General features: G+C 71.7%; 8 protein-coding genes. 4 read left to right on the top strand and 4 right to left on the bottom strand.

All coding sequences use genetic code 11. The features are described 5' to 3' along the window. The 3 genes from WFI16_RS24015 (at position 1) to WFI16_RS24025 (ending at position 4,218) form a co-directional block, all read left to right on the top strand. Positions 1 to 2,067, top strand: a complete 2,067-nt coding sequence (locus tag WFI16_RS24015) for a methyl-accepting chemotaxis protein (protein ID WP_419900388.1) — start codon at positions 1 to 3, stop codon at positions 2,065 to 2,067. Positions 2,068 to 2,232: 165 nt separating this feature from the next. Further along, positions 2,233 to 3,480 carry an MFS transporter gene (locus WFI16_RS24020; RefSeq protein ID WP_419900389.1) on the top strand — a complete coding sequence of 416 codons (1,248 nt, stop codon included), beginning with the start codon at positions 2,233 to 2,235 and terminating at the stop codon, positions 3,478 to 3,480. A 90-nt stretch (positions 3,481 to 3,570) separates the two neighbouring features. Next, the gene (locus WFI16_RS24025) at positions 3,571 to 4,218 is read left to right on the top strand and encodes an invasion associated locus B family protein (protein WP_419900390.1); all 648 of its coding nucleotides are present in this window, start codon (positions 3,571 to 3,573) and stop codon (positions 4,216 to 4,218) included. A gap of 50 nt (positions 4,219 to 4,268) precedes the next feature. On the opposite strand, the gene WFI16_RS24030 is transcribed toward WFI16_RS24025, so the two are convergent. The 3 genes from WFI16_RS24030 to WFI16_RS24040 all read right to left on the bottom strand — a co-directional run bounded on the left by WFI16_RS24030 (position 4,269) and on the right by WFI16_RS24040 (position 9,969). Further along, a complete protein-coding gene (locus tag WFI16_RS24030; RefSeq protein WP_419900391.1) occupies positions 4,269 to 7,661 on the bottom strand; it encodes a M10 family metallopeptidase in 3,393 nt (1,130 codons plus the stop codon). 188 nt (positions 7,662 to 7,849) lie between these two features. After that, positions 7,850 to 8,923, bottom strand: a complete 1,074-nt coding sequence (locus tag WFI16_RS24035) for an Ldh family oxidoreductase (protein ID WP_419900392.1) — start codon at positions 8,921 to 8,923, stop codon at positions 7,850 to 7,852. A gap of 68 nt (positions 8,924 to 8,991) precedes the next feature. Next, the gene (locus WFI16_RS24040; RefSeq protein ID WP_419900393.1) at positions 8,992 to 9,969 is read right to left on the bottom strand and encodes a Bug family tripartite tricarboxylate transporter substrate binding protein; all 978 of its coding nucleotides are present in this window, start codon (positions 9,967 to 9,969) and stop codon (positions 8,992 to 8,994) included. Positions 9,970 to 10,071: 102 nt separating this feature from the next. Here WFI16_RS24040 and WFI16_RS24045 point away from each other — a divergent pair, with 102 nt between their 5' ends. Further along, positions 10,072 to 10,983 (top strand): LysR family transcriptional regulator, encoded by a 912-nt coding sequence (locus WFI16_RS24045; RefSeq protein ID WP_419900394.1) that lies wholly within the window; start codon positions 10,072 to 10,074, stop codon positions 10,981 to 10,983. Between the two features lie 56 nt (positions 10,984 to 11,039). On the opposite strand, the gene WFI16_RS24050 is transcribed toward WFI16_RS24045, so the two are convergent. Next, positions 11,040 to 12,263, bottom strand: coding sequence for a metal-dependent hydrolase family protein (locus WFI16_RS24050; protein ID WP_419900395.1), 1,224 nt, complete (start codon positions 12,261 to 12,263; stop codon positions 11,040 to 11,042). Between the last annotated feature and the right edge of the window lie 8 nt (positions 12,264 to 12,271).

Raw genomic sequence — 12,271 nt, forward strand, 5'->3', positions numbered from 1 at the left:
ATGTCGGTTCGGGGCATCCTGGGTGCTGTGATCGGCGCGCTCGGCGTGCTGGGCGTCGCTGGCAGCGGCGCCGATGTCTGGGAGGGCTGGCGCCTGCGCGGCCAGGCCGAGCGCGTGGCGACGCTGTCGCGCATCGACGCCGCGCTGTTCGACACACTGAACGCCGCCCGCGTCGAGCGCGCCGCCATGCTGGCGGCGCTGGCCGGCCAGGGCCCGGCCGAGGCCGCCGCCACTGCCCGCATCGCCGAGTTGCGCGGCCGCGCCAATGCCGCCTTCGCCGAGGCGCAGCGGCGCATGGCCGGCGCCGGGCTGGACGCCGCGCTGACCGAGGCCCTGGCGGGCGCGCAATCCGCCATGACCGGGCTGCGCGGCCGTGTCGACATCGCACTCGCCGCCGCCAGCCGCGCGACCGAGGCCTCCGCCGCCGTGGCGCGGGAAAGCCAGGCCTATCTGGACGCGCTGACCCGCGCGGATGCGGCGCTGACCGACATCATCCTGCGCGCCAATCCGGGCATCGGCCAGCTGCTCGGCATGAAGCAGGCGGTCTGGTCGGCGCGCCTCGCCGCCGGCGGCATCGGCGGCATGTCCGAGGTGCTGCTGGCCGCCCGTCGCGCGCCCAGCCCGGCCGAAATCGCCACCGCCGCCGAGCTGCGCGGCCAGACCGCCGCGATGTGGGCCCAGGCGCAGGCCATCGCCGCCCGCCCCGAGATGCCGCAGAGCCTGCGCGACGCCCTGGCGCCGCTGGCCGAGCGCTTCCCGGCCGGCTTCATGGCCCGCCAGCGCGCCGTCGCCGAGGACCTGGCCGCCGGCCGCCCGGCCATGCCGCTGGCCGAGTTCCAGCGCGCCAGCGCCGGCGACGTCACCGCCGTCGCCGAGGTTTCCCTTCTTGCCCTGCGCGAGCTGGTGGCGCGCGCCGATGCCGAGGCGGCCTCCGCCACCGCCAGCCTGGCGCTGTCGGCCCTCGTCCTGCTGGCGGCGCTGGCCCTGATGCTGGGCGGGCTGCTGCTGGTCAGCCGCCGCGTGGTGCGGCCGATCGGGGCCATGACCGCGACGATGCAGAGGCTGGCCGCCGGCGAGCTGGCCATCGCCATCCCCGGCCTCGGCCGCGGCGACGAGATCGGCCGCATGGCCGCCGCCACCGAGGTGTTCCGCAGCGGGCTGCAGACCGCCGCCCGCCTGGCCGCGGAGCAGGAAGCCGAGCGCGCGGTGAAGGAGCAGCGGGCCGCTGCCCTGGCCCGCCTGGTGCAGGGTTTCGAGGGCCGGGTCGGCGAGCTGGTGGCGCTGCTGGCCAGCGCCGCCGGCCAGCTCGAGGGCACGGCGCGCGGCATGTCCGACACGGCGGGCGCCACCGACGACCAGGCCGGGCGGGTCTCGGTCGCCGCCGGCGAATCCAGCCGCGGCGTGCAGACCGTCGCCGCCGCGGCCGAGGAGCTCTCCGCCTCGATAGCCGAGATCAGCCGCCAGGTGGCCCAGGCCAGCGGCGTCACCACCCGCGCCGTCGAGGATGCCCGCCGCACCGACACCGCCATGCGGGCCCTGTCCGAGAACGCGCAGCGCATCGGCGAGGTGGTCGGGCTGATCAGCAGCATCGCCGGCCAGACCAATCTCCTCGCCCTCAATGCGACCATCGAAGCCGCCCGCGCCGGCGAGGCCGGCAAGGGCTTCGCGGTGGTCGCCTCCGAGGTGAAGAACCTGGCCAGCCAGACGGCGCGCGCGACGGAGGAGATCGGCGGGCAGATCGCCACCATGCAGGCGGCGACCCGCGAAGCGGTGGGCGCGCTGGAGGGCATCAGCGCCACCATCGCCGAGGTCAGCGCCACCACGGTCAGCATCGCCAGCGCGGTCGAGGAGCAGACCGCCGCCACCGCCGAGATCGCCCGCACGGTGCAGGCCACCGCCGAGGCCACCGAGCAGGTGACGGTCAACATCGCCTCGGTCAGCGAGGGCGCGCAGCAGACCGGCACCGCCGCCGGCCAGGTGCTCGCCGCCGCGACCGCCCTGTCCGGACAGTCCGGCCAGCTGCGCGCCGAGGTCAACGACTTCGTGCACCAGGTCCGCGCCGCCTGAGGCAGCCCCGGCCGGCCGGCGGGGGCGGTGGCGGGACGCCCGCCCCGCCGCCGCCGCCGGCCATCCTGCCGGCAACCGCCGGGCCGCCCCGTCGTTGAGCGAAAGCACGGACTTGGCCTGGCAGGCCAGATACCGCGCCAACACCCGGCGGAGCGCTCCCGATCCATGGCCTCTCAACGCAGCCAGCGCGGACTGGACTGGCTGACCTTCTTCGCGGCCGATGTGCAGACCGGCTTCGGTCCCTTCATCGCCGTCTACCTCACGGCAAAATCCTGGAGCGAGGCGGAGATCGGCCTGGCGCTCAGCGTCGGCAGCCTGACCGCGATGCTCAGCCAGGTGCCGGCCGGCATGCTGGTCGATGCGACGCCCTACAAGCGGCTGGCCGCCCTGCTGGCGCTGATCGCCATCGCCGGCAGCGCCGTGCTGCTGGCGCTCTTCCCCTCGACCTGGCCGGTGCTGGCGGCCGAGGTGCTGCACGGCTTCGCCAGCTGCGTGCTGGTGCCGGCGCTGGCGGCGATCAGCCTGAACCTGGTCGGCCGCAAGAAGCTGCCCGAGCGGCTCGGCCGCAACGGGCGCTATGCCTCGCTCGGCAATGCGGCGGCGGCGGCGCTGCTCGGCCTGACCGGCGCCTATGTCTCGGGCGAGGCGGTGTTCTGGTTCACCGCGGCGCTGACCGTCCCGGCGATCCTGTCGCTGCAGCTGATCTCGGCCAAGGACCTGGAGGCGCGGATCAAGCGCGCCCGCGGCAGCGGCAGCGGCGAGGGCGGCATCAAGGCGCTGCTGCTGCAGCGCGGCGTGCTGGTCTTCGCCGGCGCCTGCCTGCTCTTCACCCTGTCGAATGCCGCCATGCTGCCGCTGGCCAGCGCCGGCATGACGCATGAGGCGGGCGAGAAGGCCAATCTCTTCGTCGCCGGCGGGCTGGTGGTCAGCCAAGTGGTGGTCGCCATGATCTCGCCCTGGATCGGCCGGCTGAGCGAGCAGCATGGCCGCCGGCTGGTGCTGCTGGCCGGCCTCGCCGTGCTGCCGGTGCGCGGCGCGCTGCTGGCGACGCTGTCCGGCCCCTCGGTGCTGCTGGCCTCGCAGGCGCTGGACGGGCTGACCGCCGGCGTCTTCGCCGTGCTGGTGCCGCTGGTCGCCGCCGACCTGACGCGCGGCACCAACCGCTTCAATCTCTGCATGGGGCTGTTCGGCCTGGCGGTCGGCATCGGCGCCACCATCAGCACGGCGGCCGCCGGCGCCATCGCCGCCTGGATGGGCTACTGGGTCGCCTTCGGCCTGCTCGGCGCCGTCGGCCTGGCCACCTTCCTGCTGGTGCTGCTGGCCATGCCGGAGACCAAGGCCGGCCGCGGCATCCCCGGGCTGGAGGAGGGCGCGCCGGCCGGTGCCCAGGCGGCCGCCCAGCCGGCCAGCTGAGGCAGGCCGGGTGAAACAGGGCTGGACGCAAGTGCGCATCAGTCGCAATAAGGCGCCCCGCCCGATCGACGATTGCTGGAAGGCCGACCGATGCCGCATGCCCCCTCCCCCCGCCTGCCGCTGCGCGGCGCCGCGCTCGGCCTGCTGCTGGCCGCCGCCCCCGGGATGATCCCGGCCGCCCTGGCCCAGCAGCCGCGCAACGCCCCGGCGGCCACCCCCGCCCCGCGCGCTGGCACCCCCGCGGCGCCGGCCACCCCCGCCCAGCCCCCGGCCGCGGCGCCGGTGACCTTCCCCGGCGGCGCCCGCTCCGTGAACGAGGAGCATGGCGACTGGATGGTCAATTGCGGCGGCCAGGACGGCCGCAAGGTCTGCGCCATCTCGCAGAGCCAGGGCAACAACCAGACCGGCCGCCGCATCTTCACCATGGAGGTGCGCACCCTGCCGAATGACGAGCTGAACGGCATGCTGCTGATGCCCTTCGGCCTGCGGCTGGATGCCGGCAACACGCTGGTGCTGGACGACCAGCCCTTCGGCCCGGTGCGCGCCTTCAACACCTGCATCGAGGCCGGCTGCCTGGCGCCGCTCAACCTCGACGCCGCCGGCAGTCGCGCGCTGCAGCGCGGCAAGGTGCTGAAGGTCACCGCCGAGAACCTGGGCAGCGGCGAGGCAGTGACCTTCAACGTCTCGCTGGACGGCTTCACCTCGGCGCTGCGCCGCGCCCAGGAACTGGCGAAGTAGTTTTTTTCAGGGGCCGGCCGCCCGATGGCGGCCGGCCGCGTTTTGACCGGTCAGGCGAAGACGAGGTCCTGTTCGGGCCGGGCCTCGGCCATCAGCGGCGCGGCCTCGATCCCGGCGGTCCAGGGAATGTACTTCGTCCGCATCGTGATCATGTAGTCGCCGCCGACATGGGCATCGTCGCTGACCGCCAGGTGGTAGGTGCCGCTGCTGAGCGGCGAGAAGTCGAACTGTACGCGGTCTGAACCGGTCCTTTCGACGGCCTGGACCACCTCCCTGCCGTCCGAATGGATGAGGACGAGGCGAAACTGCCCCTCTGTGCCCCAGCTGGTCGTGCTATCCATTACGAAAGTGTAACGAATGTAGTTTTGGAGATCGACCCTGAAGACATCCCGGTCGAAGCCGGTCTCCAGACGCCCGTCTTTAAACAGATCGTCGAAACGCCCGAGCGGCTCGCTTTCGTCCGTGACGGTGTCGCGATAATCGTCAAGCCTGCCGCGCTCCTCCGAGATGGCGGTCAGCGTGTAACTGCCCGCGCTTCGGCTGTTGGAGACCACCCGGACGTAGAATGTGCCCGATGTCATCGGCGAAAGATCCAGCACGGCGTCCTGGCCGTCGAAGGCGGTGTTGCTGGCGACCCGCGTGCCGTTGCCTCGGTAGAGCTCCAGCCCAGCATCCCGGCCCCCGCCGGCCTCCAGATGGAAGCGGTAGCTGAAGGAGGAGGAGAGGGTCACCGCGAAAACATCGGCATCGCTGCCGCTGTCCATCACCGCCTGGATCGCCGAGCCGTTCACCGCGAGCGGCACATACGCGCCGCCCTCGACCACCTGGTCGGCATGGTCGTCGAAGACACCGCCCAGGACCGTGAGCTGGTAGCCGCCTGTCATGGTCGCGCCGCTGACCAGCAGGTTGTGGCTGCCGCTGGTCTCCGCCTGGTAGACCAGGCGCAGGCTGCCATTGGACAGGGTCGAGGCGCTGGCGAGGGTGACGCCGCCGCCTTGCGACAGCTGCAGGGCGACGTTCCCGAGGCCGGCATGCGTCAGCACCGCCTCATAGGAGGTGCCGGCCCGCAGGGAGACAGCGAACAGATCCGCATCCCCCACGGTTTCGATCTGGCCGCTCTGCGTGGTGCCGAGCGCCAGGGCGCCGACCGGGTCGGTCCGGTCCGCCCGGCTGTCGGCGAAATCATCCGGCACGCCGGCGACCAGCGTGTAGCTGCCGGTCGCGCTGCCGACGCCGCGCGCCTTGAGGTAGTAGATCCCGTCCGCCGCCGCGGTGAATTCCAGCCCGGCATCGCGGGTCGCGCCATTGTCGTTGCGCGCCACCAGCAGGTTGTTGGCGTCGCGCAGCTCGAGATAGCCGTCGCCCAGCGTGCCGACGCCAGCGCCAGCGCCGCGCAGGTCGAAGGCATAGGCTTCGCCCGCCGTCAGCCGGATCGCGAAGATGTCGGCATCGCCCAGCTTGCCGATGCTGCCGCTGACGCTGCCGCCGCGGACCAGGGTGCCCAGCGCCGCCGTGCCGTCGGCCAGGGTGTCGCGGAAATCGTCGCCGTCGCCGGCCGCGGCGCGCAGCGTGTAGCTGCCGATCTGGCCGGAGGAGGCGAAGCTGGCATGCAGCTCGTAGCTGCCGGTCTGCGCCGCGGTGACGGCCAGGAAGCCGTCGCCAGTCAGGCCATGGGTGGTACCGGCCTGGAGGCGGGTATTGCCCTGCCAGAGCTCCAGCGTCACCGGCACCGCCTGGCCGCTGCCGTCCAGCATGCCGCGCAGGTCGAAGACATAGCGATGCCCGGCCTGCAGCGTGACGCCGAAGAGATCGACATCGCCGCCCGCCTCGATCTCGCCGCGCTGCGACTGGCCGGGGGCGAGGCTGCCCAGCGGCGCCGTGGTCTCGCCGGGGACGTCGCGGTAGTCGTCGGCCAGGGTGGCGGTGATGGTATAGACGCCGGTGGTCCCGCCCGAGCTGCGCGCCTGCAGGTAGTAGGTGCCATCGGTCGCGATGCGGTGGTCGATATGGGCGTCGCGCGTGCGGTGGTTGTCGTTCATCGCCAGCAGGTTTCCGCCGGCGTCGCGCAGCTCCAGGAAGGAATCCGCCAGGTTGCCGCCGAGCAGGTCGAGGCCGCGCAGCTCGAAGCTGTAGCTGCGGCCACCCTGGAGGGTGATGGCGAAGACGTCGGTGTCGTTCCAGGCCTCGATGCGGCCGCGCGCGGCGCCATCGACCCAGAGCGCGCCCATCCGCTTGCTGCCGTCGCCGATGGCGTTGCGGAAATCGTCGGCGCCGATGATGTTCTCGATGCTGTCGGCGGCGCCGCCATTCTCGAAGCGGACGTATTCGACGCGCAGCAGGCTGTCGAGCACGCCGAAGCCCTCGGCGGTGACATAGCCGCTGGTGCCGTCCATCAGGTAGTCCGAGCGGCTGCCAGCCAGCACCACGGTGTCCCAGCCGCCGCGGCCGTCGATCACATTGCCGGCGCTGTTGCCATAGACGGTGTCGTTGGACTCGGTGGCGATGGCGTTCTCGATCAGCGAGCGGGTGTCGCCGTTGTAGAGCAGCGCATTGGCGACGTTGCCGCGCGCCTTGTAGCCGTCGCCCAGATCGGCGCGCTGCCAGTCGGCCGTGGTGGTCCACTGGCCAGGCCGCAGGTCGATGGTGACCGAGTTCCAGTAGTTGGACAGGTCGTAGGTGTCGGTGCCGCCGCCGTCCCAGACCGTCATGAAGACGCGGTTGTCGCCGGGGCGCGCGGCGCCGACGCCGTTGACGAACATCTGCCCGGTCTCCGGGCTCCAGCTGTAATGCGTGTTGTCGGCGCGCGTGCCGAAATCGGCGCCGTACATCACCTGCAGCGCGGCGATGTCGTTCATCATCAGGGTCTGGGCGAAGCCCCAGGCCTCGTTGCGATAGCCATCCAGCGAGGCGCCGACATGGCCGCGATAGCTCATGACCGAGTATTCCATCGAGTCATGGTCGTAGGAGAGCGTCGTGCCGCTCTCATGCGGGTGCTTCAGGCCGAGCGCATGGCCGGTCTCGTGCAGGATGGCGAGATAGGCATAGTTGCCGAAGCCGGGATCGTCGTACTGGCGGCTGGAATTGTTGTACCAGCTGTCGCCGCCGAGGCCGAGGAGGCTGGGGTAATAGGCATGGGCGGTATCGGGATAGTCCGACATGCCGTAGCGCAGGTCGCCGGTCTGGGTGACCCTTTCGCCGGTCTCGAAGAAGCTCAGATTGGTGACCGCGGAAATGTCGCTCAGGTGCTGGCGCACCACGGCGCGCTGCTGCGCGCTGAACGGCTCGAAATTGTAGTTCGGCTCGCCCTGGCCATAGCCCCATTCGAAATAGGCGCCGTAGCCCGGGAAGCTGTAGCTGAGGTTGGTGGTCCCCCAGCGCAGGCCGGAGAGCAGGCCGTCGATGTCCCGATTGCCCGTGAGGGCGACGTAGCTGACTGATGGCACGGCGTGCTGGCCCTGTGTCCCGGCGGATGATGCATGCGCCTGCTGCGGGACCGGTGCGCCCCGGGCTTGCGCGGCAGGGAGCGCCGGCAGGCCCAGGCTTGAATGAATGCTTAGCAATGCTGCGGACCGGCGTCAGCGTGTCATTGAACACGGCACGCAAAAAAATTGCGCAGCCGGATCGGGAAGCCTCAGTCCAGCACCCCGGCGGCGACGCCCAGCCGCGTGGCCCAGCTCTTCAGCGCGCCGATCGTGGTCTCCGACAGCGGGACGCCGTCGCGCTGGGCCTCGGCGATCCGGCGGTCGGCCTGCTCGCCGGGCAGGCGGACGGGGCGGTCGGGATCGATCGGCGCATTGGCGTGGCACTGCGCCGCCAGGAAATCCATCTGGTCGAGGAAGGCCTCGCGCCCCGAGAAGGCGGCCGGATCGATCAGCTGCAGATAGACGCTGGCGCCCCAGCGGGCCGGGGCGTCGCGGCGGCCATGGCCGGCCAGGCCCTGGGTCAGCGCCTCGACCATCAGCGCCAGGCCGAAGCCCTTGTGCCCGGCCTCCTGGCCGCCCAGCAGCAGCAGGCTGCCGCGATCGGTGGCGCGCTCCATCACGGCGGGGTCGCGGGTCGGGCGGCCCTCGCTGTCGAGCAGCCAGGGATGCTCGAACAGCGTGCCGGCGGCGACCTTCTCGCGCGTCATCGAGACGGTGGTGATGGACGCCGAGATGTCGACGAGGACCGGAAAATCGCCGGTCGGGAAGCCGATGGCGAAGGGGTTCGGGCTGAACAGGGCTTCCTTGCCGCCATGCGGGGCGACGATGCGGCTGTGCGGGCCGGAGGAGGCGAGCATGACGAAGCAGCCGGCATCCGTCGCCTGCTTGGCCAGGGCGGCGAGGCAGCCGATATGGTGGCTGCGGCGCATGGCGAAGGTGACGACGCCGTGCTCCTGCACGCGGGACAGGGCCTCCGTCATAGCCTGCTCGACCAGCCAGGGGCCGGGCAGGTAGTGGCCGTCCCAGACGAAGGTCGAGCCGGTGTCGCGCAGCACCTCCGGCGTGCCGGCCTTGGTCATGCCGCCATTCCCGAGCTGTTCGAGATAGGCCTTCACCTGGGCCAGGCCATGGGTGTGGCGGCCCATCATGTCGGTCAGCACCAGGATGCGGCCGAGGCTTTCGGCCTTGTCCGGCTGCAGGCCTGCGGCCTCGAAGAGCCGGGTGGCGAGGGAGACGAGGTCGGCCTGTGGCCGCCGCAGCCCCGCGGCCATCGCGATCGTCATGCCGTCTTGCTCCAGGAATAAGAAAGAGGAAGAGGGTCCGGGGGAATTCCTTCCCCCGGCCTTGCCGCCTATTCCGGCTTGATGTTGTGCTTGCGCACGATGTCGCCGAAGCTCTGCGTCGCCTGGGTCAGCCAGGTGCGGAAATGGTCCGGCCCGTCGGTGCGCGGCACGCCGCCGAGATCGGCGATGCGCGTCGCGATGGCCGGCTGCGCCACGACCTTGCGCAGCTCCTGGTCCAGCTTCTCGATCAGCGGCTTCGGCGTATTGCCCTGCACCAGGATGCCCTGCCAGGTGCCGGCGTCGGCCATCGGCCAGCCGAGCTCCTTGAAGGTCGGCACATTGGGCAGCGCGGCCAGGCGCTGCGGCCCGGAGACGGCGATGCCGCGCATCTGGCCGTTGACGACATAGGGCTGGGTGGCGGTGGCGCCGTTGATGATCATGTCGGCCTCGCCCGAGGCCACCGCCAGCAGCGCCGGGGCGCCGCCGCGATAGGGCACCTGCACCAGCTCGCCGCCGAGATGCGCGCCCAGCTCGACCGCGGTCAGATGGGTCATGCTGCCGACGCCGGCATTGGCCAGGTTGATGCTGTTGCGGCGGTCCTTCAGATAGGCCGTCAGCGAGGCGGCGTCGGTCACCGGCAGGGCGTTCTTGGTGGCCAGCAGATAGGGCGCGTAGATCACCATCGAGACCGGCGCCAGGTCGCGCTGCACGTCGAAGGGGATGCGCGGGAACAGCGCCGGGTTGATCGCCAGCGTCGAGACATCCATCAGCAGCAGGCTGTGGCCGTCGGGCGGGCTCTTGGCGACCGCATCGGCGCCGATATTGCCGGCCGCGCCGGCGCGGTTCTCGACCACCACCGACTGGCCGAGCGCCCTGGTCAGCTCGGGCGCCAGCAGGCGGGCCAGGATGTCACTGGTGCCGCCCGGGGCGTTGGGGACGATGATGCGGATGGTGTGGTCGAAGCCCTGGGCGCGCAGCGCCGGGGCGGCGAGCGGCGAGACGGCAGCCGCGGTCAGGCTGACCTGCAGCAGGTGGCGACGTTTCATCCTTGGACCCTCCGGCGGTCATTCTTATGCCACCAGCTAAGCGCGGCCGCCCGATACCCGTCCAAGCTTGTTTTGGCATCGGTTGATACCGATACTGCATCAATGTTCGAATTCAGCCAGCTCCGCTGCTTCGTCGCCGTGGCCGAGGAGCTGCATTTCCACCGCGCCGCCGCCCGGCTGAACATGACGCAGCCGCCGCTCAGCCGGCAGATCCAGCAGCTGGAGCGGCAGCTCGGCCTGGTGCTGCTGCTGCGCGGCAGCCGCGCGGTGCGGCTGACCCCGGCCGGCGAGGCCTTTCTGCGCGATGCCCGCCGGCTGCTGCAGGCGGCGGAGGGTGCGGCGCAGCAGGCCCGCCGGGTGGCACAGGGGCAGCGCGGGCAGATCACCATCGGCTTCACCGCCTCCTCCGGCTATGGCGTGCTGCCGCGGCTGGTGGCGGTGGCGCGCGCCCGGCTGCCGGAGATCGAGCTCAGCCTGCGCGAGATGGTCTCGCAGGACCAGGTGGCGGCGCTGCAGGCGGGGCAGGTGGACCTGGCGCTGCTGCGGCCGCAGCCGCCGGCGCCGGGGCTGCGCAGCGCGCTGGTGCAGCGCGAGGCGCTGCGCCTGGCGCTGCCGCGCGGCCATGCCCTGGAGGGCGCCGCGGCGGTCGGCATCGCCGAGCTGGAAGGCGAGGCGCTGATCACCTTCCCCCCCGTCGAGGGGCGGTATTTCCACGAGCTGATCCTCGGCCTGTTCCGCCAGGCCGGGGTGGCGCCGGTCCGGCTGCAGTTCATCAGCCAGACGCATTCGATCCTGGCGCTGGTCGGCGCCGGCCTCGGCATCGCCGTGGTGCCGCAGGCGGCGGAGCGGCTGCGCCAGGCGGAGGTGGTGCTGCGGCCGCTGGCCGGCCCGGACCTCCCGGCCGCCGAGCTGATGCTCGCCTGGCGGGAGGGCGCCGACAACCCGGCCTGCGCGGCGCTGCTGGCGGTGCTGCAGCAGGACTGGTCGCAGCTCAGCCCGGAGGAGCCCGGCTGAGGCACAGACGCCGCAGCGGGGGGAGGCACTCCCCCCCCGGTCAGGTTCGCGCCGGCCTAGTGCTTGACGATCTCGCCGTTCTTCATGATCACCGACATGGCGCGGCCCTGGCCGGTCAGCAGCGAGAGATCGGCCAGCGGATTGCCGTCGACGACGATCAGGTCGGCGAAGGCGCCCTCGGCGACGACGCCGATCTGCCCTTCCATCCGGCACAGCTTCGCGGCGATATGGGTCGCCGAGGCGATCACCTGCTGCGCCGGCAGCACGCGGCCGCGGATGACGAATTCCTCCGACTGGTGGCGGTGCATCGGGCCCAGCAGGTCGCTGCCATAGGCCATCGGCAGCCCGGCCTCGGCCATGATGGAGAGCGATTCCATGCCCTTCAGCCGGACGGTATCGACCTTGCCCACGGCCTCGGCGCCGATGCCCAGCGCCTCGCCTTCCTCGGAGAGCTTGTCGTAGGTGACCAGCGTCGGCACCGCGACGGCGCCCTGCTCCGCGGCGAAACGCGCGGTCTCCAGCGTGATCAGGTTGCAGTGCTCGAGCGAATGGACGCCGCATTCGACGGCGCGGCGGATGCCCTCGTCGGTGTAGAGATGCGCGGAGACGTAGCCGCCGGCATTGCGCGCCTCCTCCACCGCCGCGGTGATCTCCTCGCGCGAGAAGCCGAGGAAGTGGATCGGGTCGGTCGGCGAGGCGACGCCGCCATTGGCCATGATCTTGATGAAGCGGGCGCCGGACTTGATTTCCTGGCGGGCGGCGCGGCGGACCTCGGCGACGCCGTCGCAGAGCCGGCCGAGCGCGCCGAGGCGGCCCTCGAACTGGCTCGGCGCATTGTCGAAGGGGCCGCGGAAGTCGCAATGGCCGCCGGACTGGCTGAGCGCCTTGCCGGAGATCACCAGGCGCGGGCCGCGGACATAGCCCTGCTCGGTGGCGACCACCTGGCCATGGTCGGCGCCGCCGACGTCGCGGACGGTGGTGAAGCCGCGGTCGAGCATCTCGCCCAGCAGCCTGATGGAGCGGGCCATGATCAGGCTGTCGGGCAGGGTGGCGTTGCGGGCCAGGCTGGCCTCGACGGCGACGACGTGGACATGGGCGTCGATCAGGCCGGGCATCAGGGTCTTGCCAGCGACGTCGATCACCGTGGCGCCGGCGGGCGCCTTGGCGGTGGCCGAGACTTCGCGGATGCGGCCGCCTTCGACGACGACGCCCTGGGGTTCGGCGGGCTCCGCGGCGGTGCCGTCGACGATCCGTGCGTTGCTGAAGAAGGTGATGCTCATTTTTTAAT

Origin of the sequence: Roseomonas sp. USHLN139 (assembly GCF_037145735.1) — a bacterium.
Taxonomy (GTDB): Bacteria; Pseudomonadota; Alphaproteobacteria; order Acetobacterales; family Acetobacteraceae; genus Pseudoroseomonas.

Excerpts from the sequence above, each read along its gene's own strand:
- WFI16_RS24050 (WP_419900395.1), bottom strand. The coding sequence starts at position 12,263 with ATGAGCATCACCTTCTTCAGCAACGCACGGATCGTCGACGGCACCGCC.
- WFI16_RS24015 (WP_419900388.1), top strand. The coding sequence starts at position 1 with ATGTCGGTTCGGGGCATCCTGGGTGCTGTGATCGGCGCGCTCGGCGTG.
- WFI16_RS24020 (WP_419900389.1), top strand. The coding sequence starts at position 2,233 with ATGGCCTCTCAACGCAGCCAGCGCGGACTGGACTGGCTGACCTTCTTC.
- WFI16_RS24025 (WP_419900390.1), top strand. The coding sequence starts at position 3,571 with ATGCCGCATGCCCCCTCCCCCCGCCTGCCGCTGCGCGGCGCCGCGCTC.
- WFI16_RS24040 (WP_419900393.1), bottom strand. The coding sequence starts at position 9,969 with ATGAAACGTCGCCACCTGCTGCAGGTCAGCCTGACCGCGGCTGCCGTC.
- WFI16_RS24035 (WP_419900392.1), bottom strand. The coding sequence starts at position 8,923 with ATGACGATCGCGATGGCCGCGGGGCTGCGGCGGCCACAGGCCGACCTC.
- WFI16_RS24045 (WP_419900394.1), top strand. The coding sequence starts at position 10,072 with ATGTTCGAATTCAGCCAGCTCCGCTGCTTCGTCGCCGTGGCCGAGGAG.